The organism is Halorubrum sp. CGM5_25_10-8B, from assembly GCF_005435095.1.
GTDB lineage: Archaea > Halobacteriota > Halobacteria > Halobacteriales > Haloferacaceae > Halorubrum > Halorubrum ezzemoulense.
In genome coordinates, this window is record NZ_SGTY01000003.1 from 122964 (window position 1) to 148767 (window position 25804).

24 protein-coding genes are annotated in these 25804 nt (G+C 67.9%); 12 read left to right on the plus strand and 12 right to left on the minus strand.

Translation table 11 applies throughout. The features are described 5' to 3' along the window. Positions 1-8 precede the first annotated feature (8 nt). The gene (locus EXE51_RS03755) at positions 9-455 is read left to right on the plus strand and encodes a UPF0179 family protein (RefSeq protein ID WP_137692046.1); all 447 of its coding nucleotides are present in this window, start codon (positions 9-11) and stop codon (positions 453-455) included. 27 nt (positions 456-482) lie between these two features. Here EXE51_RS03755 and EXE51_RS03760 read toward each other — a convergent pair whose 3' ends face one another. After that, on the minus strand, positions 483-1208 hold the full coding sequence (locus EXE51_RS03760) for a nucleoside phosphorylase (protein ID WP_137692047.1): 726 nt from the start codon (positions 1206-1208) through the stop codon (positions 483-485). Between the two features lie 187 nt (positions 1209-1395). Between EXE51_RS03760 and EXE51_RS03765 the strand changes: the two genes are divergently transcribed. The 6 genes from EXE51_RS03765 (at position 1396) to EXE51_RS03790 (ending at position 8386) form a co-directional block, all read left to right on the plus strand. Further along, entirely contained in the window at positions 1396-1587 is a 192-nt protein-coding gene (locus EXE51_RS03765; RefSeq protein WP_049930306.1) for a hypothetical protein, read from the plus strand. A gap of 158 nt (positions 1588-1745) precedes the next feature. Further along, a complete protein-coding gene (locus EXE51_RS03770) occupies positions 1746-3590 on the plus strand; it encodes a hypothetical protein (protein WP_137692048.1) in 1845 nt (614 codons plus the stop codon). A gap of 459 nt (positions 3591-4049) precedes the next feature. Further along, complete coding sequence (locus tag EXE51_RS03775; RefSeq protein ID WP_137692049.1) at positions 4050-5603, plus strand: carboxypeptidase regulatory-like domain-containing protein; 1554 nt, start codon at positions 4050-4052, stop codon at positions 5601-5603. Positions 5604-5715: 112 nt separating this feature from the next. Beyond that, the gene (gene hmgB / locus EXE51_RS03780; protein WP_049930312.1) at positions 5716-7059 is read left to right on the plus strand and encodes a hydroxymethylglutaryl-CoA synthase; all 1344 of its coding nucleotides are present in this window, start codon (positions 5716-5718) and stop codon (positions 7057-7059) included. A gap of 136 nt (positions 7060-7195) precedes the next feature. Then, positions 7196-7651, plus strand: coding sequence for a 30S ribosomal protein S19e (locus tag EXE51_RS03785; RefSeq protein WP_049930313.1), 456 nt, complete (start codon positions 7196-7198; stop codon positions 7649-7651). Between the two features lie 258 nt (positions 7652-7909). Further along, positions 7910-8386: an MOSC domain-containing protein gene (locus EXE51_RS03790; RefSeq protein ID WP_094521430.1), complete on the plus strand. Its 477-nt coding sequence runs from the start codon at positions 7910-7912 to the stop codon at positions 8384-8386. Positions 8387-8400: 14 nt separating this feature from the next. On the opposite strand, the gene ppc is transcribed toward EXE51_RS03790, so the two are convergent. Beyond that, entirely contained in the window at positions 8401-11103 is a 2703-nt protein-coding gene (gene ppc, locus EXE51_RS03795; RefSeq protein ID WP_089308332.1) for a phosphoenolpyruvate carboxylase, read from the minus strand. A 243-nt stretch (positions 11104-11346) separates the two neighbouring features. Between ppc and EXE51_RS03800 the strand changes: the two genes are divergently transcribed. Together EXE51_RS03800 and EXE51_RS03805 are read left to right on the plus strand one after the other, a co-directional pair. Then, positions 11347-12186 (plus strand): ubiquinol-cytochrome c reductase iron-sulfur subunit, encoded by an 840-nt coding sequence (locus tag EXE51_RS03800; RefSeq protein WP_137692050.1) that lies wholly within the window; start codon positions 11347-11349, stop codon positions 12184-12186. 118 nt (positions 12187-12304) lie between these two features. Further along, positions 12305-12694: a hypothetical protein gene (locus EXE51_RS03805; protein WP_049930320.1), complete on the plus strand. Its 390-nt coding sequence runs from the start codon at positions 12305-12307 to the stop codon at positions 12692-12694. Between the two features lie 39 nt (positions 12695-12733). On the opposite strand, the gene EXE51_RS03810 is transcribed toward EXE51_RS03805, so the two are convergent. The 4 genes from EXE51_RS03810 to EXE51_RS03825 form a co-directional block, all read right to left on the minus strand. Next, positions 12734-13207 (minus strand): hypothetical protein, encoded by a 474-nt coding sequence (locus EXE51_RS03810; protein ID WP_049930323.1) that lies wholly within the window; start codon positions 13205-13207, stop codon positions 12734-12736. Then, complete coding sequence (locus EXE51_RS03815; protein ID WP_137692051.1) at positions 13204-14223, minus strand: PGF-CTERM sorting domain-containing protein; 1020 nt, start codon at positions 14221-14223, stop codon at positions 13204-13206. The genes EXE51_RS03810 and EXE51_RS03815 overlap by 4 nt, the downstream gene beginning before the upstream one ends. Before the next feature lie 65 nt (positions 14224-14288). After that, entirely contained in the window at positions 14289-14819 is a 531-nt protein-coding gene (locus tag EXE51_RS03820; RefSeq protein WP_137692052.1) for a DUF5817 domain-containing protein, read from the minus strand. A gap of 500 nt (positions 14820-15319) precedes the next feature. Beyond that, positions 15320-16183 carry an inositol monophosphatase gene (locus tag EXE51_RS03825; RefSeq protein WP_137692053.1) on the minus strand — a complete coding sequence of 288 codons (864 nt, stop codon included), beginning with the start codon at positions 16181-16183 and terminating at the stop codon, positions 15320-15322. A gap of 117 nt (positions 16184-16300) precedes the next feature. Here EXE51_RS03825 and EXE51_RS03830 point away from each other — a divergent pair, with 117 nt between their 5' ends. Further along, positions 16301-16558, plus strand: a complete 258-nt coding sequence (locus tag EXE51_RS03830; RefSeq protein WP_049930330.1) for a hypothetical protein — start codon at positions 16301-16303, stop codon at positions 16556-16558. Positions 16559-16622: 64 nt separating this feature from the next. Here EXE51_RS03830 and EXE51_RS03835 read toward each other — a convergent pair whose 3' ends face one another. The 3 genes from EXE51_RS03835 to EXE51_RS03845 form a co-directional block, all read right to left on the minus strand. Beyond that, positions 16623-18200 (minus strand): hypothetical protein, encoded by a 1578-nt coding sequence (locus EXE51_RS03835; protein ID WP_137692054.1) that lies wholly within the window; start codon positions 18198-18200, stop codon positions 16623-16625. 172 nt (positions 18201-18372) lie between these two features. Continuing rightward, complete coding sequence (locus EXE51_RS03840; protein WP_049930333.1) at positions 18373-18915, minus strand: hypothetical protein; 543 nt, start codon at positions 18913-18915, stop codon at positions 18373-18375. Between the two features lie 302 nt (positions 18916-19217). After that, complete coding sequence (locus EXE51_RS03845) at positions 19218-20012, minus strand: hypothetical protein (RefSeq protein ID WP_137692055.1); 795 nt, start codon at positions 20010-20012, stop codon at positions 19218-19220. A gap of 449 nt (positions 20013-20461) precedes the next feature. Between EXE51_RS03845 and EXE51_RS03850 the strand changes: the two genes are divergently transcribed. Both EXE51_RS03850 and EXE51_RS03855 read left to right on the plus strand, forming a co-directional pair. Beyond that, positions 20462-21046, plus strand: coding sequence for a transcriptional regulator (locus EXE51_RS03850; RefSeq protein ID WP_049930337.1), 585 nt, complete (start codon positions 20462-20464; stop codon positions 21044-21046). Continuing rightward, positions 21043-21903, plus strand: coding sequence for a hypothetical protein (locus EXE51_RS03855; protein WP_086219390.1), 861 nt, complete (start codon positions 21043-21045; stop codon positions 21901-21903). The genes EXE51_RS03850 and EXE51_RS03855 overlap by 4 nt, the downstream gene beginning before the upstream one ends. Before the next feature lie 6 nt (positions 21904-21909). On the opposite strand, the gene EXE51_RS03860 is transcribed toward EXE51_RS03855, so the two are convergent. The 3 genes from EXE51_RS03860 to priS form a co-directional block, all read right to left on the minus strand. Next, positions 21910-23160: an MBL fold metallo-hydrolase gene (locus tag EXE51_RS03860; RefSeq protein ID WP_089308326.1), complete on the minus strand. Its 1251-nt coding sequence runs from the start codon at positions 23158-23160 to the stop codon at positions 21910-21912. A 105-nt stretch (positions 23161-23265) separates the two neighbouring features. Beyond that, positions 23266-24396, minus strand: coding sequence for a hypothetical protein (locus tag EXE51_RS03865; RefSeq protein WP_086219392.1), 1131 nt, complete (start codon positions 24394-24396; stop codon positions 23266-23268). A 10-nt stretch (positions 24397-24406) separates the two neighbouring features. Further along, a complete protein-coding gene (gene priS / locus EXE51_RS03870) occupies positions 24407-25570 on the minus strand; it encodes a DNA primase small subunit PriS (RefSeq protein WP_089308324.1) in 1164 nt (387 codons plus the stop codon). Positions 25571-25804: the final 234 nt, after the last annotated feature.

Genomic DNA, 25804 nt, shown 5'->3' on the forward strand with positions numbered 1-25804 from the left:
CTCCCGGCATGACCACGGTCACGCTCATCGGGACTCGGCTCGCGGACGTGGGCCACGAGTTCGTCTACGAAGGGGAATCGGCCGGCTGCGAAGGGTGTCCCTACCGCGGCCAGTGTCTCAACCTCACCGAGGGGAAGCGGTACCGGGTGACAGACATCCGCGAGAACGCCCAGACGCTCGACTGCGCCGTCCACGACGCGGGCGTCCGCGCGGTCGAGGTCGAGCCCGCGTCGGTCCCGGCGAACGTCCCGTCGAAGCGCGCGTACGCCGGGAGCAAGGCGTCGCTCGCCGGTCCCTGCCCGCACACCGAGTGCCCGAGCCACGGCTACTGCGTCCCCGACGGCGCCGACTTCGACGAGGAGCGCGTCATCGATCAGGTGCTCGGCGATCCCCCGCACGAGACGTGCGCGCTCGACCGCGACCTGACGCTCGTGGAGTTCCGCGCGGAGGAGTGAGTCCGGCCGCGGGGCCGCTCCCTTCGCTTACAGCGAGGTGATCGCGTTCAGCGTGATCCGGATCGCGCGCTCGACGTTGTCCTTCGCCTTCTCCGGTAGTTCGTCGTCGGAGTCTGCCCCCTTCTGCGTGCCCGCGACGAGGTTACCGTCCACCGTACAGATGGCGCCCGCCGCGAGCCCCTTGCGCCGCGCGAGCGAGAAGACGGTCGCCGCCTCCATCTCGATCGCGAGCAGGTTCGCGTCGTTCCAGTCCTCGACGTACTCGTCGTCCTCGTTGTAGAACGCGTCGTCCGAGACGATGGGGCCGACGTGGATCTCCTCGTCCTTGTCCTCGGCCGCATCGACCAAGCCGGTGAGTACGTCGTAGTCCGGGACCGCCGGGTAGTTCGCCGACTCGTACCGCTTGCTCGTCCCCTCCTCCTTGGCCGCGCCCGTCGCGACGACCATGTCGCCGACCTCCATCTCCGGCTGGAGCGCGCCGCAGGTGCCACACCGGACGAACGTCTCCACGCCGACCCGCGAGAGCTCCTCCACGGCGATGGCGGCCGACGGGCAGCCGATCCCGGTCGAGCAGATCGTGAGGTCGACCCCGTCGTAGGTCGCGTTGACGACTTTGTATTCGCGGTTCTGCGCGACGACCTCGCTGTCGTCGCACAGGTCGGCGATCCGGTCGACGCGACCCGGATCGCCCGGGATGACCGCGATCTCGTGGACGTCGCCCTCCTCGACCAGCAGGTGCGGCTGTTTCGCCATACGCGCCGCAACAGCGGCCGCGCGCAAAAACGGACCGGTCGGCGGGCGGGGCTCACGCCGCAAACACAATTTGATATCGCGCTATGCGATTTACAACAGCGATCGAACGGCCGCGGTCCCCCTCAGGCTGGACCACCGACTCCACCGGATCGGGCCGTTTTATCGCCCGAGGCCGCGACGTTCGACTATGACCGACGCTGACGCCTCCGCCGGTTTCGGTTCGACGCTCGGTGCGCTCACCGTCGCGTTCCTCCTCGTGACACTCGTCGCCGGGACGCTGCTTGGCTTCAACTGGACGCAGGCGGTGTTGCTCGGCGGGTTCGCTGGCGTCGTGGCGGTCGGGTCGGCGTGGCTGACCGAGCGACGGACGGGCGGATGAACCGAACGACGGGCGAACGGATGAACCGAACGACGGGCGAACGGATGAACCGAGCGACGGACGGGCGGATGATCCCCGGTCTCCGCAGTTGTCGTCCGAGTATCGTGACTGAGAGGTCGACGGAGGCTTTTATACCCGCTCGGCGTCGACACCGCACAATGCGATTCAGTCGCGACCGTCGAGGCCAGTCGGTCGTGGTCGGGACGGTGATCCTGTTCGGGTTCTTGATCGTTGCGCTCGGAATCTTCCAGATTCAAGTCGTCCCGACGGAGAACGCGAACGTCGAGTTCGAACACAGCCAGCAGGTCGAGGACGACTTCGGCGACCTCCGCAACGACGTCCTCCGCGCCGGTTCGACGGGCTCGACCGGGTCGACGCAGGTCCGCCTCGGCACGCGGTACCCGGCCCGGACGTTCTTCATCAACCCGCCGCCCGTGTCGGGGTCGCTCGAAACGGAGCCGACGGGGCCGATACGGGTCTTGAACGCGACGGTCGGAGACGGCGCCCACCAGAACGCCCGCGACTTCTGGAACACGAGTCCCTCGTTCGAGACGCGCTCGCTCCGCTACGACGCGGAGTACAACGAGTTCGACGGCGCCCCCGAACTCGTCTACGAGCACTCCGTCGTCGCCGCCGAGTTCGACGACGCGGTCCTGCTCCGGACCGGCCAGACGGCCGTCTCCGAGGAGCGGATCTCGCTGACCGCGCTGAGCGGCTCGGTGTCGGAAACCGGCGTCGTTCCGCGTAGCGTCGACCCGCGCGCCGTCTCCGCGAGCGACACCACGGTTCCGCTCGAACCGAGAGGCGGGCAGATCACCCTCGAACTCCCGACCGCGGTCGGGAACGCCTCCGCCCTCGCGGAGCGCTGGAATGGTGCGCTCCCGGCGGGCGCGACCGCAACGCGGAACGCGACCGGCGAGGCGATCAACGTCACGCTGGCGAACGGTTCGGATCCTTATCGGCTGGCGCTCTCCGAGGTGTCGCTCGACGCGACCGGAAAGACGGAGCCGGCGTACGTCGTGCCGGTCAGCTCCGAGAGCGCCGCGGTCGGAGAGACGGTCACAGTCGAGGTGCGCGACCGGTACAACAACCCGGTGCCCGACGCGACGGTCGCGTTCGACGGCGCGAACCGCACCACCGGCGACGGGGGGCGCGCGTTCTTCGAAGTTAACGAGACCGAGGCCCTCATCGCGACGATCAACGGGACCGGCGGGCCGACCTACGAGCGGGTCACCTTCGACGTGTCAGAGGGCGGCGGCACAGCCGGAAATCAGACGTTCGATGTCAGGTGGATACCATCCTCGCCGGTGAACGCCACTGAGAACACCGATACGGATCTCGAAGTTCAGATATTTGACCGACAGAGCGGGGACCTGATTAACGACGCCACAATAGATTATTCTTTCGCACCGCTACAAAACGGGGGCTCTCCGAGTTTGAACCCACTATCATCTCCAGAACACGACGGCTCTGACACCCTCGTCTTCTCCCCGAACAACGCGGACGTCGGTGATGAATTCCACGTGTACGCAGCAGCGGGTGACGATGTCGATAGACTCCTGGTGCGAGTCATCGAGAGCGGTCAAGGAACGATGGCCGACCGCACGACTGTAACCGGAGAAGACACGGCGGGTGGAAACAACGATGTCACGTTCACCATCGGATCGTCCGGTCCGGACACACAAAGCATCGAAATAACCGACATCACAGTTGAGTCGGTTGAGACCAACACAGGGAATACCGATGTCGATAACGTCGAAGACACCGAAGGTGACACGTTCGTCAATGCTGGAACTGACACCACGTTAGTCAGCGGGCAAATTGATGTCGGCACTACGGCGACGCTGAGCCCTACGCTCCAGATCACGGGCGGAAACAGCGCGGACGTCCGGCTCGGCCAGTTCAGGGACGGTAACCAGAACGCGAACATGAACAAGGCAAACGTCGAACTAACTCTCCAATTTAGTGATGGGAGCAGTAAGACATTCCTGCTGACCCTCTAACCGAACGGCCTCAGCTGACGGGATTATATCGGGCCATCTCTCCATGACCGACGTATTTTATCAAAAGGTAATTCAAGTTCACGAGCGATCAATTGCGACCGCGGTAAAGAACGCGGTATTAAGATCTAACCGAGTAGCTGAGACTATGCGTAAAAACGGCTGATCTTGAAATAAATTGGCTGGGATCAAATCGTTATTTAACAGGAAGTCGACACCAAACTCGGTTCGCGAACACTGACTGAATGGGACTCAGATACCTCTCTCGATCTGAAAAGAATCGATTCCAACAGAACGTCACAGTCTGATACGAGGCACGCCGGAACAGCGATGAACTCTCAGTGGGCTACCAACGGCTAGTTGGGTAGCAGTAAGTCTCAGTTTCTACGCTTATCGCTGTTGATATCTGCGACCGCATAATAAAATACCGCACCGGAAATAGTTGACCTGACTGTTCTCTCTATGCCTCGCCCCGCAACCGCCCGCGCTCAGTCCGAGACGGTCGGAATCATCCTCCTGCTCGCCGTCTTCGTCGTGAGCGCCAGCGCGATCGGGGTTGCCTACGTCGGCGGCGTAGGATCTAACGTCGACGAGGTTGTCGTCTCCGCGGACTTGAGCGCGGACGGGAGCGACCTCCGGGTCGACCACTTGGGAGGCGACGCGCTCCCGAACGACGAGCTGACGGTCGTCGTCAGGACGGACGGCAACGCGACTCGCTACCCGTTCGCGCCCCCGCCGGGCGAGTTCGGTCCGGGCGACCGCCGCACGTTTTCGGACGCGCTCGTCGCGAACGCGTCGAACGAGGTCCGGCTCTACCACGACGGTTCGGGCGGGGAGATCGAGCGGGCGACGCTGACGCCGGCGCCCGAACCGAGCGTCGAGACCGGCGCGATCGAGGGGACCGTCCTCGGCCCCGGCGCGAGGTCGATGCGGGTCGCCTCGGGTGCGTCGCTCGGACTTCGGCAGGTGGCCACTCCCCTCTCGGGCGCGACGGTCGTCGTCGACGGCGCCGGTCGCGTCGCCGAGACCCGGACCGGATCCGGTGGGGGATATCGTATCGACGGGCTCGCACCGGGCGAGTACGACCTCTCAGTGACCGCGCCCGGTTTCCTCGCGGTGACACGGTCCGTCACCGTCGAAGCCAACCGGACGAAGACTGTCAACGTCACGCTCGATCCCATCGAACCCGCCGAGTTCGAGGTCCGGATCGACGATACCGAGGCTCGCGTCGTCGGTACCGAGCCGGTCACCGTGAACGCGACCGTCGAGAACGTCGGCGACGAGGAGGGGACCCAGCGGATCGATTTTTCCGTGGCCGGCGCTGTCGTCGAGTCAGAGCCACTCACGCTCCCCGGCGGCGAGCGGCGAGAGCTCTCCATCACGTGGCGTCCCGACCCGACGGACGTCGGAACGGTCGAACTCGCGGTCGCGAGCGAGAACGACACGGCGACGACGACCGTCGAAGTGCTTGCTCCCAAGAGCGACGGCGTCGCGTACGTCGACCGTGACGGGGACGGGACCGCCGACGAGACGTTCTCTGCGGCGGAGTTGGCGGATCGCGGTGAGTTTGACGGCCACCTCGTCATTTTTGACGACGCAGAGATCCGTGGGGAATTCTCTGCTGAGGCCGACCGCATCACGGTTCGAGATGGGGTCTTGCTGTCGGCGGAGTCGGTCGACCTTGACGCGGACGGGGATGTCTCAATCGCTGGCGCGAGGATAGACGCCTCGTTCACCGGCTGGCTCGGTCTGTCCGGCGGCGACATCGATATCGACTCGGGCGGCCGAATCGCCGCCCGCGGGGCTACGGTCACCACTACGGCGCTCGTGGCTCCCGGCGACGTCGACGTGTCCGCCGCGGACGATATCGACCTCACGAACGGCGTGTTCAGCGCCCAGGCGACCGCGCTCGGATCCGACGGCGCGATCGCGATCGCGTCTGACGGCGGAACCGTCACGACCGACGGCGCGTGGTTCGCTCCCGATCCGACCGTTGAAGCCGGTGACGAGGACTGAGGCCGATCGCCGCGCTCGCATCCCGCTTCCTCGCTAGAGTCTCCGCCTGTGTTCCACAATCAACGTACTTCTCATCGACAAAGCCATATGCCGGCCGCATGAACGTCCGTGTATGACCGCAGTCGGGATCGACGGCATCGAGATCTGGACCGGGAAGCTCAAACTCGATCTGCCGGGGACGTTCGCGCCGGAGAAGGGCGACGACCCCGAGAAGTACACGAAGGGGCTCGGGCTCACCAACTCCTCGTTCCCCGACGTGTACGAGGACATCGTCACGATGGGTGCGAACGCCGCGAAGGGGCTGATGGACCGGAAGGGGCTCGAACCCGAGGACGTCGGCCGGATCGACGTCGCCACCGAGTCGGCGTTCGACCACTCGAAGCCCGTGTCGACGTACATCGCCGGCTGCCTCGAACAGGTGTACGACGGCGACTTCACCCACGCCAACAAGGGCGAGCGCAAGTTCGCCTGCCTCGCCGGAACGCAGGCCATTGACGACGCGTACAACTGGATCCGCGCCGGCCGGAACCGTGACCGCCCCGCGCTCGTCATCACCACGGACACGGCGCTGTACGCTCGCGGTGACCCCGGCGAGGCGACGCAGGGCGCCGGCGCCGTCGCGATGCTGATCGACGAGGACCCTTCGATCGTCGAGCTCTCGACGGATCAGGGGTACGGCTCGAAGGACGAGACTGACTTCCTCAAGCCGAACCAGCAGTTCCCCAGCGTCGACGGGAAGCGGTCGGTCCAGGTGTACCTCTCCCGGATGCGCGAGGCCCTCGAAGACTACGAGTCCGTCACGGACGACATCGAGCTGGAAGACTTCGCGTACGCGCCGTTCCACACGCCGTTCCCCGGCATGGTCCGGAAGGCGGCGCTCCTCGCCTACCGTCACGTCATCCGCGATACAGCACACGAGGACGCGCTCGCCGACGAGATCGGCCGCCAGCCCCGCGAAGGCGAGTACGACGACCGGGAGGCCTACGAGGAGGCGATCCGCGGGTACATGGACGAGTTAAAGACCACCGAGCAGTACCAGACGTGGTACGACACGGCAGTCGAGCCGACGCTCGGCCTCTCTCGCGAGGTCGGCAACTGGTACACCAGTTCGGTCCACATTGCCCGCGTGAGCGCCCTCCGAGACGCCCTGACCCGCGACCGCGAGTTCGTCGGCGACACGCTACTCGTCGCTTCCTACGGCTCGGGCGCGCAGGCCGAGATCCACGCCGAGACGATCCGAGAGGGGTGGCGCGCCGAGATCGAGAGGCTCGACATCGACGACCAGCTCGACGCCCGCTACGACCTGACGTGGGAGGAGTACGAGGACGTCCACGACGTCCACGAGTACGACGCCGACCTCGGGCGCGAGGTCGAGGAGTTCACCCAGCCCGACGGGGAGTTCGTCTTCACCGGCTGGGGGCGGATGAACGAGCGCCAGTACGAGTACGCCGAGTAGCGCCGCGACCGCCGCTGACCGGCACGCTCACCGAACCGTGAGTCATCCGCAGCGGCCCGCAATCCCGTGAAAACGGCTCACACGGGTCGTTCGCGATACGATGCTTTTAAACGACGCTGGCGTGAATCGACACCCAATGGTGACCATCTACGACGTGCCGGCCGACGACCTCATCGAGGCCGTCGCCGCCCGCCTCGAGGACCGGATCGAAGAGCCCGACTGGGTCGAGTTCGCCAAAAGCGGCGCGGGCAAGGAGCTCCCGCCGGAGCAGGACGACTTCTGGTACGTCCGCTCCGCGAGCCTCCTGCGAAAGGTCGCGCAGAACGAGCCGATCGGCATCGAGCGGCTCGCGACCGAGTACGGCTCGAAGAAGCGCGGCTCCAATCGCTACATCGTCCGCCCCGGCGAGCACGAGGGGGGCTCGCGTAAGCTCATCCGTTCGTCGCTCCAGGCGCTCGAAGAGGACGGGCTCGTCACGACCGCCTCCGGCGAGGGTCGCCGCCTCTCCGACGAGGGCGAGGCGTTCCTCTCCGAGGTCGCGACCGAGGTCTTCGAGGACCTCGACCGTCCGGAACTCGAACGCTACGCGTAAACCGATATCTCTGTTTCTGGCCGCTTTACCGCCGTAGCGACTGCTTTCTCGGTCACATCGCACGCGTCTCGCAAGCGGCTGCTTCGTCTCGCGAGTTCGCCCGTTGCGCACGTCGTAAACCAAACACCGCTATACAAAATCTGACATCGGGTAACTCGACACATACGCGTCGGCCTTCTTCTCCTCGGACGCTCTCCTTCGGTCGCTCCCCCGCTACCTTCTTGATCCCGCGTCTCGGAGTGCCGGCGTGAGTCGCGCATGACGGAGTCACGCGTCGGCACGGTCGAACGAATTCACGTCGCCTCTGGGACGGGCGGCGACCCGGAGCCCCGGGAGGCGGTCGAGGCGGTCGCGGACCGCGGGCTCCGCGGCGACCGCTACTTCGACGGCGACGGGATCTACAACGAGCAGTCGGAGTTGGAGCCGAGCGACATCACGCTGATTGAGGCCGAGACGCTTGCGGCCGCGGCCGCCGAACACGGCGTCGACCTAGAGGCGGGCGCGCACCGGCGCAACGTCACGACGCGTGGTGTCGACCTCAGGGAACTCGTCGGCGAGCGGTTCCGGGTCGGCGAAGCGACCGTCGAGGGGACGGGTCGCTGCGAGCCCTGCGGCTACATGGCCGATCTCGCGGAGGAGTCCGACGCGGTGACCGCGCTCGACGGTCGCGGCGGGCTCGACGCCCGCATCGTGGAGTCGGGAACGGTAGCGGTCGGCGACGAGATCGTCTGGTAGCGACCGACCCCGAGTTATCCGGTGTTCTTCATCCCGGCGGCGATGCCGTTGACGGTGAGCCGCAGGGTGCGCTCCTCCTCGTCGGTGCGGTGGGTGCGTCCGAGCAGGTTCGCCTGGAGGAGGTTCAGGGGGTCGACGTAGGGGTTCCGGCGGTCGAGGCTCTCTTCGAGCCACTCGCGGCGGAGCAGCTGGTCGCGGCCGCTGATCGACAACACTAGCTCGCGGCCGCGCTCGTACTCGTCGACGAGTTCGGGGAAGAAGCGCTCGCGGAGCTCGTCGTCGGCGAGGTCGGCGTACTCGGCGGCGATCTCCGGCTCAGTGCGCGCGAGCGCCAGCGAGGCGTTGTCGAGCGTGGTCCGGAAGAACGGCCACTCGTCGAACATCTCGCGGAGCGTCTCCATCCCCTCCTCCTCGCCGACCTCGTCGAGGTAGGCGTCGATCCCCGAGGCGATCGCGTACCAGCCGGGGAGGATGAGCCGCGTCTGGGTCCACGAGAACACCCACGGGATCGCGCGGAGGTCCTCGACGCTGCGCTCGCCGGAGCGGGAGGCGGGCCGGGAGCCGAGGTTGAGGTCCTCGACGACGCTGATCGGCGTCGCCTGCTCGAAGTAGGAGACGAATCCGTCGCTGTTCAGCAGGTCCCGGTACGTCTCCCGGGCGGCGGGCGCCATGACCTCCATCGCCTCCACCCAGCGGTCCGGCACGTTCTCGACCGGCTCCTCGTTCGCCTCCTTCCGGGCGCGGATCTGGGCGTCCAGCATCTGTTCGAGCTCGCGCTCGGCGATCCGCGGGTTGGCGTACTTCTCGGCGATCGCCTCCCCCTGCTCGGTGAACTTCACCTGTCCGGTGACGGTCTCGTTCGGGAGCGCGGTCAGCGCCTCGTTCATCGGGCCGCCGCCGCGCGAGATGGAGCCGCCGCGGCCGTGGAACAGCCGGAGGGTGACCTCCTCCTCGCGGCAGAACCGGGCGATCCGGCGCTGGTTCTCGTAGAGGTCCCAGTTCGCGGCGAGGAATCCGTTCTCCTTGTTGGAGTCGGAGTAGCCGAGCATGACCTCTTGGACCTCGTCGCGTGCCTTCAGCGCGGCCGCGTACGCCTCGTTCTCGAAGAGGGTACCGAGGATGCGCTCGGCCCCGTTGAGCGCCGATTCGGTCTCGAGCAGCGGGACGACGTCGACCGCGCAGTGGTCGGGTAAGGAGACGACACCGACCTGGTCGGCCAGGAAGAGCACCTCCAGCACGTGGCTGGGTTCCTCCGTCATCGAGATACAGTAGGTGTCTATCGCCTGCTGGCCGTACTCGTCCTGCCAGCCCGCGAACGACGCGAACCGTCGGAGGACGCGCTCCGTCGTCTCGGAGACGTCGCCGGGTTCGTCGACGTCGACGACCGGGTCCTCTTGGAGGATCGCCTCGGTGAGGAAGTCGACGCGCTCGTCTTCGTCCATCTCGGCGTAGTCGACGCCCTCGGCCGCGACCGCCTCGGCGACGGCCTCGGTGTGGTTCTCGCGGTGGTCGCGCAGGTCGAGCGACGCCAGCGTGAGCCCGAACGTGTCGACCTGCCGGCGGAACGGCTCGACGAACGACTCCAGCACCGACTCCTGTCCGTCCTCGCGGAGCGACTCGGCGATCACGTCGAGGTCGTCGAGGAACGCGTCGCCGTCGGGGTACTCGCCCGGCCGGACGTCGTTGACGCGGTCGAGGCGCTCGCGCATCAGCCGGAGCTTCTGCCGGTACGGCTCGTCGGGGTACCGCTCGCGCGCCTCCTCGACGACGGTCGGGAACCGCTCGGCGTCGGCCGCGAGCGACTCCGCGAGCGCGTCGCCGTCGGCGTACCGGTCGCCGTCCTGGCTCAGCACCGCGGAGAGCCGCTTACAGCGGTCTCGGTACTTCTCGACGGCGACCTCGCGCTGGCGTTCGAGCGTCTCGTCGGTCACCTCGGGCGTGACGAACGGGTTGCCGTCGCGGTCGGAGCCCGCCCACGAGCGGAACTCGAAGAGCTTGGGGCAGTCGACGTCGTCGTACTCCTTCGAGATGGTCTCCTCGAACTCCTCGTAGGCGTCACCGACGACGTCGAACAGCGTGTTCTCGAGGTACCACTGGACGTTGCGCGCCTCGTCTTCCGGCTCGGGGGCCCGCTGGCGGACCTGTCGGGTGCCCCACAGGCTGGTTACCTCGGCGGTGACGTCGCGCCAGACGGCGCGCCGCTCGCGGTCGGTGAGGTTGCGCTCGTCGAGCTCGCCGAGGTGGTTCGCGATCGAGCGGAGCTTGGACTTCACGGTTGACCGCCGGGCCTCCGTGGGGTGAGCGGTGAACGTCGGCTCGATGAGCACGTCGGCGAGCAGCTCCTCCAGTTCGTCTGCGTCGACGCCGGCCTCGGCGAACTCGGCTATCGTCGCGTCGAAGGAGTCGTGAAGGGCGGTCCCGTCGTCGGCGTTCCGGACCGCGCGGACGCGCTCGCGCTCCTCGGCGAGGTTGATGAGCTCGAAGTACGTCGTGAACGCGCGGGCGACGACCTCCTCGCGTGTCGTCGAGAGGTCGGCGACCGCCTCGTGGAGGGCGGCCCGGTCCGCGGCGTCTCCCCGCCGGTAATCGATCGCCGCGTTCCGCAGCGTCTCGACCGTCTCGTACGCGTCCGTCGACGCCTGTGCGGCCAGGACGTCTCCCACCAGCGCCCCGAGTTCTCGAACGTCCGTCCGCACGTCCCGATTATGCAACTTCATACCACAGACAGTTCGGTCGGGATCGGTTAAATCCGTGGGCTAGACGAATGCTTGCCCCGGTTCCGAGTAAATTCGATCACGAACGTTCCTTGCCGACCCCGGCCGGAGGCGATGGCGGCGGCGACTCGTCGGTCCCGGGCGCGGCCCGGTTCCGAAGCGTCGCCGTCGACCCGGAATGGCTCCGATTCTCGCCGCTGTGGAGGGTTCGTCACCCTTTTTACCGATCCAACCTCAGTAGCGAGCATGAGTGCGTCCGATAAGTATCCGTCTGAGTCCGGGCGGCGACGCTTCGTGAAGGGCGTCGTCGGCGGCGCGGCCCTCGCTGGGGTCGGCGCGATGGGGTCGGCGACCGTGAACACCCTGACGACCGCCGGCGGCGTCGGCGGCGGGTCGACGATCGCGAAGACCATCGCGCAGACCGGCGGTCCGGCGCCCCGCGGGCTCCCGCAGATCCCCGTTCAGGTCAACGACGACGGGTACATTGAGGGCATCTGGCCCGAGACGACGACCATCACCCAGGAGGGACAGGAGATCGAGGTCGCACAAGAGGAGCTCGGCGGGACGACCTACTCCGGCGCGTGGTTCCAGTACTGCGGCGTCGAGTCGCAGGAGAACGTCCAGCCGAACTTCGAGTCCGACAACCTGTTCCGCGCCGCGAGCGGCCCGCCGTACGACTGGCAGTCGAACACCTACTCGGGCGGCGACCGGATCCACATCGACGACTTCGACGACTACGAGGAGTGGGGGAACGGGATCGGCAGCGACGGCGTCGGCAAGCCGGCGATGACCACGTGGCGCTCCGAGGACTCCGACACGAACCTCAACGCGATCGTGATCCGCTCGCCGGAGATCGAGGAGGCTGCCCAGAACGACGAGTGGCTCCAGGCCTCGACCGATCGGGGGTTCATGGCGTACCTCAACGTCTGTACCCACTTCTGCTGTATTCCGGGCTACAAGGAGCTAGAGGAGTCGGCCCGCTACGACGCCGCCGACGGCTCGTACTGCGTCTGCCACCAGTCGACGTACGACCCGTTCACCATCGAGGAGGCGCTGTTCATCGCGCGTCCCCGACCCGAAGAGTAATCCCAGCCCGAGGAGTAACCCCGCCCTGTCGCGGCTCCGCCCTCCTCTCCGCTCGTCCCTCGGACGTCTCGTGTAAGTCGTCGCCGCGCTTTTCACCTCGCTCGTCCGAGGGAATGACATGAGCGACGACCCCGCTTCCGACGAGTCCGTCTCCAAGGCCGCCGGCGACGACGACCGATCCGCGGCCGCCGGCGGTGCGGACGCCCCCGCGAGCGACGACTTCGAGGCAGAACTGGCCCGCGCCCGCGACCTGCTCGACGGCGACGACATCGACGCGGTCCACGTCGGCGTCGTCCGCGACGGCGAGGTCGACACCACGTTCGCCCAGCGCACCGACGACGACCCGGAGGGGGCGGGACTCCGCGCGCTCGCGCTGCTCGCCGCACACGTCAGGCTGGTCGCGGGCGAGGCCGGCGTCGAGCCCTCCACCGTCGCCGGCGACGCCGCGACGCTCGCGGGGCAGGTGGAACAAATCCCGACGGACACCGAGCAGATCCCCGATGAGTAGCGGGCCGGCTCGTCGTCGCCGGCTGTCTCCGGCGCCGGTCTACTCGGACCCGCCGGACTCCGCCGAGCGGATCCGACGGAGCTGGTGGGCCACGCCCGCGAGCGCGACGAGCAGGACCGCGAGGTTGAACACCGCGAGCGCCACGGACTGGTAGGCCGGATCGAACCACGTGCGGATCGCGTTGCCGGACTGGCTGTAGAACCCCCAGCCAGCCACGACCGCGAGCAGCGACAGCACTGCCAGCCCGACGCGGTCGAGCAGCCCGCGGAGGTCGTCGGTCGAAAGGCGGCCGAAGCCGCCGGAGCCGGCCGGCTCTGTCCAGTAGTCCGTGTCGGTCTCTTCCGGGTCCGTCCGGTCGGGACCCGTTTCCGTGCGGTCGGTCGCGTCGGTGTCGTCTGTCATTGGCTGTGGTGGGTCGCGGGTGCGGTCGCCGTCGGCAGTCGCGCGGTCGTCGCTCGGGCCGTCACGTGGCGGTTCGTCGGTCGCATCAGCACGCGGCGGTTCGTCAGTCATCGTCGCCTCCGTGCGAGCAGCGCCGTGACGACGAGCGCGACGAGCGCGACGAGCGGGCCGAAACCGGGCGTCGCGTCGCCGCTGGCGCCGCCGTCTCGCGTCGCTCCGTCGTCACCGGCACTGTCGCCGCCGACGCCCCCCTCGCCGCGCTCGAAGTCCTCGACGGTGAACTGCACGTCGCGGACCGTCTCGTTCGCGGAGAGGGTCTCCTGCGGGTTCAGGTTCGCGACGCCCTGCGTCTCGTCGACGAGCACGTCGTCGTCGAACAGCGCGGCGTCGACGTAGTAGTTGTAGCCGTTCGGCACCTCGACGGTCGCCGTCACGGTGTCGGTGCGACCGGGGCGGACGGTGCCGACGGTCTCCGTCGCCTCCCCGGCGATCACGTTCGACTCCGCCTGCCGGAGGTAGAGCCGGAGGTCGACGTCGTCGCTCGGCTCGTCGCCGCGGTTCGTCACGGAAATCGACGCCGACAGCGTCGCCGTCTCGTTGTCGGCCTCGGTGACGCTCACGGCGACCGTCGGCCAGACCGTCCCGTCGGTGAAGCCGACCCTCGTGTCCGCGTAGTCGGGCGTGAGCGCCGCGACGCCGCCGACGCGAGTGGTCTGTTCCTCGCGGCGCTGGCCGTCCGCGAAGACGACCGTCACGATGCGGTAGCCGCCCTCGCGCTCGACGTCGACCGTGCCGTTGACCGTTTGCTCCCCCTCGAAGTCGACGTCGCCCACGTCGACCGTGGTCTCGTCGACGAGGAGGCCGGACTCGCTGCCGATCGCGCGGTGGCGGACCGTGACGTTCTCGACTGTCGAGCCACGGTGGCGGAGGTCGGTGCCGAGCCGGAGCTCGGCGGTCTCGCCGCGCACCTCGCCGGGCGCGACGGTCGCGCCGGCGACGTCGATCCGGCCGGGCGGCTCGTTCGTCTCCCGCGGGTCGGTGATCGCGCCGGGGACGGCGACAGCGCCGACCGCGCTCGCGACGAGGAGGGCGGCGGCCGCCGCCAGGAGGGCCGTGCGGGTTTCCATACGCGACCCCTCACGAGCGTCATATAAGTGCTTTGTCCAGTCGGCGTCTGCGCTTGGAACCGAGCTCAGAGGAGGCGATACCGCCCGTTCGACTCGGTGAGTTCGCCGCGGTGCGCGAGGCGGGTCAGGATCTCGCGGGCCGCGTCGGCGGGGACGCCGTCGGCCGCGGCGCGCTCCACGACGACCGCCTCTGTCGGGTCGTCGAGGGCGTCGACCGCGTCCCGGACGACCTCGGTACGGCTCCGGGAGCCGCCCCCGCCGCCCTCGGCGCGCGAGGCGGCCTCGTCGACGGCGTCGGCGTCGATGCCCGACGACTCGAGGTACTCGCGGTCGCCGATGCCGGCGTCCTCGACGGCGGCCTCGAGGTCGGCGACGTGGTCCACCTCGGCGAACGCCGCGCTGTCGCCGCGCTTCTTGGCGAGCAGCGCGGACCGCGCCTGGCGGGCCGCCGCGCGCTCCTCGGACTCGAAGAAGCGCTTGAGCTTGGCGGTCCGGTGGGTCTTGCCGCACCGCGAGCACTTCGCCGTCTCGCTCGTCTCCGGGTCCGTGACCAGCCACATGTTGGCGCACTCGTTACAGCCGACGACCGCGTACATGCGACGGGGTTCGCCGGCCCCGAAGTTGAACCCTCGGCTCCGAGACGCGGCCGGGCCCTCGACAACCCAACACGATGCCGTGGCGCGTGCCTCCGAGTGGCCGCCTCCGGCGGCCGCGAGGAGCACGCGCGAGGGAGTCGCGAGCGAAGCGAGCGACGAGGCTGGGGAGGCGTGAGGCGCGGGCGGTGCGGGGCGGGACTCGAAGGGGCAGTCGCGAGGACGACGCAGGCGACGTAAGCACCGCAGCGAGTGAGCGGAGCGAACGAGCGAGGAGCGCAACGAGCGTGCGTCGTCCTCGCGACTGGGGCTTCGGCGGTGTTCGCCGTCGATCCGCCACCAGTCATTTATAAACAAGCGACTGTGGCTTCGGCGGTGTTCGCCGTCGATCCGCTATCAGCCAGTTATAACTGAACGGATACGGCGGCTATCCACCGATCGGCGACCTCGATTTATCACCTAACGACTCGGCACCGACCAGCAACGACTACGGACTCCGCTTATCAGTCTGATTCGATCTCGTTCGCGGCCGCGAGCACCTCGTCGTGGAGTGCGCCGTTCGAGGCGACCAGCCCGGTCGAGTCGTGCCGCCAGCGGTTCCCGTCCAAGTCCGTCACGCGCCCGCCGGCCTGCCGGATCGCGAAGACGCCCGCCACCGTGTCCCACGGGTTCGCCGCGACGTTCGTGATCGTCCCCTCCAGCCCGCCGGCGGCGACGGTGGGCAGGACCACCTGCGCCGCGCCGAGCCGGCGCATATCGCCGAAGCGGGTGACAATCGCCTCGCAGGCGCGGGCGTACTCGTCGCGGGCGTCGTATTCCCACCAGATCGTCGGGTCGACGGTCGCGCGCCGGGTCTCGGTCACGCCGCTCACCGCGATCGGCTCGCCGTTGCGGTACGCGCCCTCGGCGTCGGCGATGTAGGTGTCGCCGAGCGCGGGCGCGACGATCGCCGCCGCCACCGGCTCGCCGTCGACGACGGCGGCGACCGCGGTGGCCCACACGCGGATGTCGCGGACGTAGTTGTGGGTTCCGTCGATGGGGTCGATCACCCACGCGGGGCCCGACTCGGGGACCGTCTTGCGCTCGTCCTCTTCCTCGCCGACGACCGCGTCGTCGGGGTACGACTCGCGGATCGACTCGATGACGGCGCGCTGGGCGGCGCGGTCCGCCTCGGTCACCACGTCGTCCTCGCCTTTCGTCTCCACCGCGATGTCGCTCCGGAAGCCCTCGTTCGCCACCGCGGCGCCCGCCTCCGCGGCACGCTTCGCGACCGCGGCGCGTTCGTCGACGTCGTCCGTGCGGGCCGCGGGAGCGGGGACCTCCTCCCGCCCGCCCGAATCGGCGCCGCGCTCGTCTGCGTCGGTCATGCGCCCAGTCGACGCCGCCGCGGAGTATAAACGTCGGTTCGACGCGGGGCGCGAGTCGAAATTAACTCAGTTCCGAATCCGAGTACATTTAAGTAGGTCGGAGTCGGACAATTGGATATGAAACCTGAGGAAGCGGTCCGTCAGCTCGAGTACACCATCGACGCCTCGCTCGACGAGATCGGTCAGCGCGCCGCCGCCGGCTACCGGCCCACCTTCGAGCGCGTCGCCGAGCGCGCCGACGGGGCCGCGGTGTACGACCTCGCGGGCGAACTCTCCGAAGAGGTCGTCGACGGCTCTTGCCCCTCCCCGGCGGAGGCGAACGCGGCCGCCGAGCGCGTCCTCGACGACTGGGCGTACACCGACGGCGGGGAGTAGGAACGTTAGCCTCGCGGTCCGGCTCTTCTCTCGCGTCTCTTGTCTCGACCGCTACCCACGGCGATCACCGCGGCGCGCGCCGAACTAGGAATAGCGTCGCGAGGACGATCCCGACGAGCGCCGCGAGCCCCGCGAGGTCGCTGAGATCGAACTCGGACAGCTCCGGACTCGACCCGCCGCCGTCGTCCGCCGATCCCGGTGCTCCATCGTCGCCGTTCCCTACTCTGTCTCCGGCGTCAAACTCGGTTCCATCGTCGCCCGAGCCCTCCGCTTGATCCGTCACCGTGACGGATCCGAGGATCGGACCGTCCCCAGTCGCTCTCGTCCTGACCGCCTCGCCCGCGAGAACGAGGTCGTACTCCCCCGGCTCACTGAACCGAACCGTCACCGACTCGGTCGCCGTCGCGCCCGGGCCGATATCGACCGCGACCGCTTCGTCGCTCGCGACCGCCTCGGCGTCGGCAGTCTCGACCCGGATCGTCTCGTCCCTTGCGGGGGCCGGCCCGCGGTTCTCGATGTCGACCGCGACCGTCAGGGGCTCGCCAGGCGCGACCTCCTCGTCGGAGAGGTTCGTCTCGGTCGGGGCCAGCGCCGGGCGCTCGGCCGCGACCGCGAACGCGGAGAACTCCTCGGTGGCGGCCCGCAGCCTGACCGTCTCGCTCCCCTCGTCGACGACGCGCATCTCGGCGCGCTCCCAGCCCGTCTCGGTCTCGCGGTAGGCGGCGACCCGCTCGGGGGCGACCCCGGCCGCGGCGAGCCGGTCGCGGTCCACGACGATCTCGGCGGTCGCCTCCGCGACCGGCTGGCCGGGCTCCGCGAACTCGACCGCGTAGTACCCGAGGGGGTCGACGCCAGGCGGTGGCGGCGGCGCCTCCGCAGGCCGGTCGCTCAGTCCCCGCACCGCGAACTCGACGTCGCCGGGCGACTCCCGGACGAACGTCAGCCGGTCGAGCCGGATCGCGGGGTCGCCGACGCGGAGCCCCCGCAGGTCGACCGCGGTCTCGTCCCCGCCGACGACCGACCGGAGCGTCACCTCTCGGACGCTCGGGGACGCGCGAGCGACCGAGACGATCGGGTCGGTGGTGAGGCTCGGGTCGTCGGCCTCGCCGCCGTCGCCGCTCGGGTTCTCTCCGTAGGGCGGTTCCTCCGGCTCCGCGGCTCTAGCGTGGACCGATATCTCGTCGATGAGTCGGTCGCCCGGGACGACCCCGGCGACGCGGGTGTCGATCCGGACGCCTACCGGGACGGCGTCGTTCTCGGGCGTGAGCCGCGCGGCCCGCTCGGGGCTCTCGACCGGCTCGCCGTCGACGACGAAGGTGACGCCCGTGCCCTCGTGTTCGATCCACGCCTCGGCGGTCGCGTTCCCGTCGTAGGTGATATAGAAGAGCGCCTCTTGGGCGGCGAACGCGCCGACGTTGACCCCATCGTGTTCGATTCGGGGGTTGTCCTCGGTGATGTCGATCGCGAGTTCGCCGCCTTCGTCGAGGTAGGCGTAGGGGTTGTCGCCGGGCTGGAGAGCGACGTCGTCGGTGATGGGATCGATGGGTTGATACAAGACGACAGCGCCGGTGGAGACCGCGAGGAGGACGGTGACCGCAACGGCAGCGAGCGCGAGGAAAGAGGTCGATGCTCGGGACGACATTAAATATAATGATCTATCTCGAGGTACCAAAGTAATCGGTCCTCAATTAGGCATCGAGCAGTGGCCTCGTATTATAAACTATATATACTTATCAATCAACATATGTATACTCGACAAGAGGATCAGATCACGACGGAACGCGTCTCATCGTCAGCCGAAAATTAAAATTCGGTTAGGAGACGGCACCGGGCTCGACCGTCAGCGACGCGGTGAAGAAGTCCCCGACGTCGCCACTATAAGAGTTGACGACAAATGAAACACCTAACGCGTCGCCAGGATCGAGTTCTAGTGACGGTGCTGCGGTCTGGTCTGGATACCGAACTCCGGACAGTTTCTCGCTCGAATCATGGATTTCGAACAGGAATCTCGTGTGACCGGCATCCGAGCTGTTGCTGGTCAGATCTAAGGTGAAGGTGATACTCATCGTGCTATCCGTCTGGTTTGATATCAGGAAAGGCGATTCGAAGTCGTCGGTACTGGCACCGACCGGATTGCTCGTCGTTTCCAACGTGGACCAATCCGGCGTCACCTTGGGATACGTCTCAGTGAGGTAACCGAACTGGTAGATGGAGTTGACATTAACTCCCGGATCGGCGATGGAGATCGATAACTGGCCGTTGTCAGCTTTAGTAACGCCGGCAGCCTCATTGTTCGGAATCAGAGCGACGAGGCTTTGCGAGTCGCTGACGACTGAGATGTTTGCGTCTCGGTTCATTGAGCAGGGGTAAATGCTCCAGTTCCGAGCGTTGCGCTGCCGCCCGTGACAGTCGCACTCAGTCCGAGGAGAAGTTTTATTCGTTTCATTAGTGTTTCAGACGGCTATCCAAGTTGTGATAGAATCTTCCGTACGTCCTCCACTCATTATCGTAACTCCTTGCCGCGCAACTGACTCTCGCTTTGCCGTGAATCGGAGTTGTCCCACCGTTTTCAGACTTTGTGGGTGGCAGCGTATCGAAGTGAAAAGTGGAGCCGTCAACAGCGTAGCCGCGTGCTGTCGAAGGCTACTTGAGCGTGTAATTATTCCACGCCGGGATCTGCCGCCTCGTTGGCGCTGATGACGAGTTCCTCAGCTAGCAAGGTACCAGCACCCGTCTCGCCACCAGTCGTGTCCACTTGGATTGAGACGTAGACCGACTCGCCCGGAGGGATTGCCTCGTCTTGCGGATTTCCGTTGTTGAAACTCAGAGCCTCAGTTGCCTCGTCTTTTTCAGGGCTATCGTCCTCGTCGTTTAGGTCAAGTTCCGAAGTGTTCGTCGCGGTCGCACCATCAAGCTGGCTATCGGCGCCGCTTCCGCTGATAGCGGTCGCCTTCCCCTGTAGGTACACTGTCGCGTTAGTATTCGAGCTGGAAGTATTCAGTCCGATCTCAATATCGAGCGTTTGTCCGCTCTGATTACTGAGGACGAAAGCCGATTGATCCACAGGAGGAGACACGTTAGCGGTAGCGAGCGGCTCGCCTTCACCCTCAGCAGCCGGGGTGGTGTTTGAGTCGAAGAGACTCTCAAAGTCGATACCATCTCCAGTCGCGCCATCGTTCATCGCGCCGAGTTGGTACCGTGAGTCATCGTTAACACCAGATCCGCTCGCATCCTCATCAAAATCAATGTACAGCTCGCCGCCTGATTTGCCAACCCTATCTCCGACACCACGGGCGCCACCGGCATTAAGCTGGAGGTAGGCGTTACTGTCGTTCTGAACCCCGATGTCCGCAGTACGCGGCACCGTTGCTGCGGTAAATGCCCCAGTCCCTGTTGCGGCTGCCCCGCCGGCAGCGAGCGATCCGAGTCCGATCACGAACTTGCGCCGTTCCATGTCGTATCTCACCTGTGTTCACGCACCCTCGCAGCCCGGCCGTCCGGGCCGGGAGCGCTCGGATAACCCATACGGGGCATGGTACTTCGTTATGAAATTCTCGACACGATCACGCGCTGGGCTCGATGACGCGACATGAGCGCCTCGATACGGATCGACCGCTCTTCGCGGCCCGTATCGAGCTGACCTTGAATCCGACGTGGAGACGCTGAAGCTGGCACCTGAAGCGCTCGCCGCGTCTCGAACACTACCTGAATACACGCGAGGACTCCGCTCCGCGGTTCAACCGTCTCTCGAGGAACCAACGAGCCGAACGTTTTCTCATCACCTTTCTTAAATTAACAAGTTAATTATCCAACCTATTTATGATAGATACAATCACACATACAAGTGAATATCGCCGGTTCGCGGGAGGGGCCGACCGGCGCCTAATTAGGGTGCTCACACCGATGCTCTCTACAACTCCGACACGCGAGACGGGTCAGAACGGAGGTGAACTGTCCGAAGACGAGGTCTTCGAAGTCCTGTCGAACAGACGACGCCGCTTCGTCATTCACGCGCTCAAGCGGGCGGAAGGCCCGATCGAGGTCTCCGAACTCTCCACGCACGTCACCGCGTGGGAACACGATATCGACCCGACGGACGTCAAGTACGAGGACCGCCGAAACGTGTACAGCACCCTTCAGCGCACGCACCTGCCGAAGTTAGAGGAGGTGAACGTGGTGACGGTCGACGACGAGGCCAACCTCGTCGAGCCGACACCCGAGCTGGAGAGCCTCGACATCTACGTCGAAGTCCTCCGAAGCAGGGAGATCCCGTGGAGCCTCTACTACGTCGGGCTCGCGGCCCTCGCCGCCTCGCTCCTCCTCGCCGTCGTCACGGGGACACCGGGATTCGCCGGGCTGGAGGCGCTCGACGTGGGGGTGTTCACTGCCACCGTCTTCGGGATCTCCTCGGTGGCCCACCACGTCATCGGCCGCAGGACGCGCTTGGGGAACACCGAGAAACCCCCCGAACTCCGCCGCCGAGAATGAACGTCGCTACGTCGCCGTCGACCCGCGTACGGCCGCTCCGCGCGCTGAGCATCGCGCTCGCGTTCGCGGCGGCGACCGGGCTGATATTCGGCACCGCCGGGTTCACCGCGATGGAGGCCGACCGCGGGCTCGCGGTCAACGTCACCGACGACGAGCGCGCGTACCTCGGCTACGCGCCGCTCGCCGACGAAGTCCGCGACGGAGAGCTGACGGCAGTCGTCGAGTACCGCAACCGGTTCGGGAGCGGCCTCGACGACATCGACGTCGACGTATCGATCGCGCCGTCCGGATCGCCACGTGCGACGATCGAGTCAGTCGACTCCCCCTCGTCGCTCGACGAGGGCGCCGCCGCCGCGGTCGACGTCACCCTGCGCTGCCCGGTGCGGGAGCGAGTCCCGCTCGTCTTCGAGGTCGACGGGAACGGCGGCGGGGTGAGCGTCTCGCTCAGCCGCGTCCACACCGTCACCTGCGTCCCGACGAGCCCGATGGTGACCGGCGTCCGGTACGCGGGCGTCGGGAACGCCTTCGTCGAGGCGGGCGGGGAACGCGCGACCGTCGAGGCGACCGTTTGGCTCACCGACTCCGTCCCGGGTGCGAACGGTTCCGAGGGGAGTCTCCGGTCCGAAACTGTCGCGAGCCTGAATCCGTCAAGTCCAGTGCGGCCGCAGCTATCGACTAACGCGTCGAACGAGCGGATCGTCGGCGTCGCGTTCCCCGAGCAGGGGGTCGCGTACTTCCACCCGGGGTGGAACGGAGCGAACCACGTCGCTCCGAGAGAGGGCCCCGGCGTCAGACGAACGGGGGTTCCGCTCGACGCCGAAACCGTCCGGAACACGTCCGTCGTCGAGGACGAGTGACCCCGTTCACAGCTCGATTCGCTCGCCGACCTCGGGCGCGCTCGCGTCGACCCCGTCCGCGCGCAGGTCCGCGGCGAACGCCTCGCAGCGGTCGCCGTGGTTCACCAGCACGCGCGCGTCCCGGTACGCGTCGAGGAACGACTCCAGCCCCTCGCGGTCGGCGTGCGCGGAGAAGTCGTACGACGCCACCCGCGCGCTCACGGGCCTGACCTGCCCGTTCAGCTCCAACTGCCCGCGCTCCTGTAGCTCGCGGCCGGGCGTCCCCTCCACCTGATACCCCGTGAGCGTCACGAGGTTCGTCGGGCTCGTCCTGATCTCCGGGAGGTACGTCTGGACCGGGCCGCCCGCGAGCATCCCGGAGGTGGTGACGATCAGCGCGCTCTCGGCGGCGACCCGCTTCCGCTGGCCGTCGCGGCCCGTGACGACGCGCGCCTGCCCGACCGCCTCCCCGAACGCGTCGGCGTCACGGAGGAACGACGGGTACCGCCGGAGCGTTTCCGTCACCCCGACGCCCATCCCGTCCACGTACGGCGTGAGGTCGTTCGCGGCCGCGACGAGGAGCATCTCCTGCGTCCGGCCGATGGCGAACGCGGGCGCGACGACGGTGCCGCCCTCCCAGAGGGTCCGCTCGACGCGCTCGGCCCACGCCGACTCCACCGCGGCGCGGTCCTCGTGCGTCACGTCCGCGTAGGTGGACTCACAGATCACCGCGTCGGCGTCGGGGCGCGCCGTCGTCCCCGCGACCAGCCGCTGGTCGTCGGTGTGGAAGTCGCCGGTGTACAGCAGCCGAGTGTCTCCGTCGTCGACGAGGACGTGCGCCGAGCCCGGAATGTGCCCGGCCGAGAACAGCGTCACCTCGTAGCCGCCGCCGTCGATCCCGCCCGCGACCGGGAAGGGGTCGCCGTAGCCGTGTCGCACCTCCACTTCGCCCAACCGCGCGACGTGCTCGGCGCCGAACGGGCACAGCGGGCTGTTCCCGTGGAGCTTCAGCGTGTCCTCGGCGAGCGTCCGCGCGAGCTCCCCGGTCGGCGGCGTCCAGTGGATCGGCGGGCGGCGGTCGCCCTTCAGCAGCGCGGGGACCGCGCCGACGTGGTCGAGGTGTCCGTGCGAGACGACGACCGCGTCGGGCTCGGGATCGCGAACCGGGTACTGCGGCGGCTCCGCGGTCATCAGTCCGTAGTCCACGAGCAGCGCGTCGTCGACGAGGAGGGCGCTCCGCCCCACCTCGCGGGCGCCGCCGAGGAACTCGATCTCCATCGAGGGACCGTAGCGGCCGCTGGCGTTAGTGTCCGTCGGTCGGTCGAGCGGCGCTGTCGACCGCAGTGAGTCACTCACTCGGGCGACCGACCTCGCCGACCGCGGTCAGTCGATCCGCTCGGCGGCGTCGCGCTGGACGAGCGGATCGACGTTCTCGACGGGCAGTGAGACCACGTCCTCGCTCGCGAGCTCGTACTCCCGCTCGTCGACGCCGAAGATCGCTCCCACGTCGCGGGTGATCCGCACCGTGGCTCGCTCGGTGGGCCGGTCAGGCTTCGAACCGGCACCCGGCTCCGCAGCCGCGTCCGATCCGCCCCCTGCCGGCGACTCGGGGATCGCTCCCCCGTCCGTCGTCGCGCCGGGGTCGGCCCCCTCGTCCGTGTCTCCCGCGGGGCGATCGCCCGGGACCGTGCCGCTGTCGCCGATCGCGCTGTCGCCGATCGTGTCGTCGGCGTCGGCCGCGTCGTCGGCCCCGACCGCTCCCGGAGGCGCCGGTTCGGGGGGCACCGGCGTCGGACCCTCGCCGCCGTCGGACGCGGACTCGGGGTCGGGCGCCGGGCGGTCCTCGTTCGGCTCCGGCTCGGCGTCGGCGGAGGAGTCTCCCCCGTCGCCGCCCATCGCGCCGGCGAGGGCGCCGGCGTCGCCCGACGCCGTAGCGGCGTCCGACGGCTCGGGTTCCGGGTCGGCGGGAGCCGCGTCCGCGTCCGACGGCTCGGGGCCACCGTCGGGTGAGTCGGTGTCTGCCCGACTCGGGTCCGGCGTCCTCGCTTCGGGGGCCGAGGACCCCTCCTCGGTCCCGAGCGGCCGGTCGTCGCCGTCCGCGGTCGCGGACTCGTCCGGGACCGGCGACTCGCCCGCGAGCACGTCGAGCACCGCTGACTTGTTCGCGCTGATGCGCTCGACGAGGTCGTCGAACAGCCGCCGCTCTTCGGCCGTCATTCCCTCCTCGTCGACGGACATGTCGGCCGCGGCGAAGGAGGCGAGCTTGACGACCTTCCCGACCCGGCGCTCGTAGAGCGCCTCGGCGACCTCCTCCGCGGTCTCCACCTCGTCGGAGAGCCGGCGGACGTCGTCGTCGGAGAACGGGTTCTCGACCTGCTCGGCGCGGCGGTCGCGCGCGGCGCGCAGGTCCGCGACGTACGCGCCCACGTCGTCGTAAAACGAGTCCCGCAGGTGCTGGAGGCTGTCCTTCCGGCGCTCCTTCGCCTGCGCGGATCGGAGTTCGTCGAGGTTCATTTGTCGTCGGTCATCGTTCGGGAGCTTTCCGCGCCTCGCCGCGGGCCATCAGGAAGGCTCCCGCGAACTCGGGCACGGTGTTTCTACCGGATTCAACTCTGACGCGCTCGCCGTTTAATTCTACCGTCCGATCCGCGTCCGTCTCGATCCGGATCTCGCGGCCGACGAACCGGTCCGGAACCGCGTCCCGGAGCGGGTCGAAGTCGGCGAGCTCGTCGCGGTCGAGCGGCGTGACGACGAGCGCGGAGCCGCCGTGGAGCGTCCCCGGGAGCCGGATGAGCCGCCGGGTATCGGTCGTCACCGGCTCGTCGATCGGCGCGGCGTCGGTCGCGGCGACGCGCGCGGCGAGCGCGGAGACGAGCCGGCGGACGCCCGGCCCGCCGGCCTCCACGTTGCCCTCGCGCACGGCGGTCGGGTTCCGGTCAAACGCGCCGCGGATCGTCTCCGCGCGCCCCTCGCCGATCCCGTCGAGTTCCATGAGGCGCTCGCGCGCGGCCTCGTCGCCCATCTCGCGGAGGTCGTCGGCGTACTCGACCAGCGCGTCGTGAACGCGCGCGCCCCACCCGCCCTCGGTGCGGAGGACGCGCTTCGTTGTCCCCCGGTCGGAGACCGTCCGGATCAGTCCGTCGCTGTCGAGGTCGATGGCGCGCACGTAGTCGACGATCTCGCGGCGCGCCTCGCTGTCCAACTCCCGCACGCTCTCGTCCCGGACGTGGACGTGGTAGCCCCGCCCGCCGGAGAAGACGACCGTCACGTCTTCGAACGCGAAGTCGTCGTCGATGAAGTCCAGCAGCCGCACGAGCGCGTCCTTACACGCCGCCAGCATCTCCGGGTAGGAGGTGGTCTCGGGGTCGACGCCGGGGAGGTGGTCGGCGTCCAGGTCGAAGACGAGGTCGGCGTTCCGCCACCCCTTCTGCCCCATCGTCGTCGCTCCGGGGTCGTCGTAGCGCGCGGCCGAGAAGTAGGCGTGCCGGGGCGCGTTGTCGGCGAAGAAGGTGTCCACGTCGCCGAGGTCGTACAGCGACTGGTGACGGACCATCGTCGTCCCCGATCCGGGGGTCCACGGGATGTGCCCCCACTCGCGGAGGTTCGCGTCGGGGGGGAGCGACAGCGACACCGACCGGTAGTAGTCGCCGAACCGCCCCCGGAGGTACTCGCGAGTCCGGTCGTCCATTCGTCTCCTCTCATATCCGCGGTCGACGTATCAACGTTACCGTTCGCCGGTGTCCGCGACAGTACTCATCGAAAAGACGCGGCGGCGCGTGGCGACGAGCGCTCGAAGAGCGCGAGCCGCGAGGCTGGGGAGGCGTGGGGCGCTGCGCGGTACGGGCGCGGCCCCGCGGCTGGGAATTTGCGGTGTCCTCTGTCGAACTACGATCCATATGTGTAACCAGGCGGCCGTGATTTG

Bases quoted from the DNA above. Each gene is read 5' to 3' on its own strand.
- EXE51_RS03770 (WP_137692048.1), top strand. From the start codon at position 1,746: ATGCGATTCAGTCGCGACCGTCGAGGCCAGTCGGTCGTGGTCGGGACG.
- ppc (WP_089308332.1), bottom strand. From the start codon at position 11,103: ATGAAGTTGCATAATCGGGACGTGCGGACGGACGTTCGAGAACTCGGG.
- EXE51_RS03850 (WP_049930337.1), top strand. From the start codon at position 20,462: ATGCTCTCTACAACTCCGACACGCGAGACGGGTCAGAACGGAGGTGAA.
- EXE51_RS03790 (WP_094521430.1), top strand. From the start codon at position 7,910: ATGACGGAGTCACGCGTCGGCACGGTCGAACGAATTCACGTCGCCTCT.
- EXE51_RS03785 (WP_049930313.1), top strand. From the start codon at position 7,196: ATGGTGACCATCTACGACGTGCCGGCCGACGACCTCATCGAGGCCGTC.
- hmgB (WP_049930312.1), top strand. From the start codon at position 5,716: ATGACCGCAGTCGGGATCGACGGCATCGAGATCTGGACCGGGAAGCTC.
- EXE51_RS03755 (WP_137692046.1), top strand. From the start codon at position 9: ATGACCACGGTCACGCTCATCGGGACTCGGCTCGCGGACGTGGGCCAC.
- EXE51_RS03855 (WP_086219390.1), top strand. From the start codon at position 21,043: ATGAACGTCGCTACGTCGCCGTCGACCCGCGTACGGCCGCTCCGCGCG.
- EXE51_RS03865 (WP_086219392.1), bottom strand. From the start codon at position 24,396: ATGAACCTCGACGAACTCCGATCCGCGCAGGCGAAGGAGCGCCGGAAG.
- EXE51_RS03800 (WP_137692050.1), top strand. From the start codon at position 11,347: ATGAGTGCGTCCGATAAGTATCCGTCTGAGTCCGGGCGGCGACGCTTC.
- EXE51_RS03765 (WP_049930306.1), top strand. From the start codon at position 1,396: ATGACCGACGCTGACGCCTCCGCCGGTTTCGGTTCGACGCTCGGTGCG.
- EXE51_RS03830 (WP_049930330.1), top strand. From the start codon at position 16,301: ATGAAACCTGAGGAAGCGGTCCGTCAGCTCGAGTACACCATCGACGCC.
- EXE51_RS03860 (WP_089308326.1), bottom strand. From the start codon at position 23,160: ATGGAGATCGAGTTCCTCGGCGGCGCCCGCGAGGTGGGGCGGAGCGCC.
- EXE51_RS03825 (WP_137692053.1), bottom strand. From the start codon at position 16,183: ATGACCGACGCAGACGAGCGCGGCGCCGATTCGGGCGGGCGGGAGGAG.
- priS (WP_089308324.1), bottom strand. From the start codon at position 25,570: ATGGACGACCGGACTCGCGAGTACCTCCGGGGGCGGTTCGGCGACTAC.
- EXE51_RS03815 (WP_137692051.1), bottom strand. From the start codon at position 14,223: ATGGAAACCCGCACGGCCCTCCTGGCGGCGGCCGCCGCCCTCCTCGTC.
- EXE51_RS03810 (WP_049930323.1), bottom strand. From the start codon at position 13,207: ATGACTGACGAACCGCCGCGTGCTGATGCGACCGACGAACCGCCACGT.
- EXE51_RS03840 (WP_049930333.1), bottom strand. From the start codon at position 18,915: ATGAACCGAGACGCAAACATCTCAGTCGTCAGCGACTCGCAAAGCCTC.
- EXE51_RS03820 (WP_137692052.1), bottom strand. From the start codon at position 14,819: ATGTACGCGGTCGTCGGCTGTAACGAGTGCGCCAACATGTGGCTGGTC.
- EXE51_RS03805 (WP_049930320.1), top strand. From the start codon at position 12,305: ATGAGCGACGACCCCGCTTCCGACGAGTCCGTCTCCAAGGCCGCCGGC.
- EXE51_RS03775 (WP_137692049.1), top strand. From the start codon at position 4,050: ATGCCTCGCCCCGCAACCGCCCGCGCTCAGTCCGAGACGGTCGGAATC.
- EXE51_RS03760 (WP_137692047.1), bottom strand. From the start codon at position 1,208: ATGGCGAAACAGCCGCACCTGCTGGTCGAGGAGGGCGACGTCCACGAG.
- EXE51_RS03835 (WP_137692054.1), bottom strand. From the start codon at position 18,200: ATGTCGTCCCGAGCATCGACCTCTTTCCTCGCGCTCGCTGCCGTTGCG.
- EXE51_RS03845 (WP_137692055.1), bottom strand. From the start codon at position 20,012: ATGGAACGGCGCAAGTTCGTGATCGGACTCGGATCGCTCGCTGCCGGC.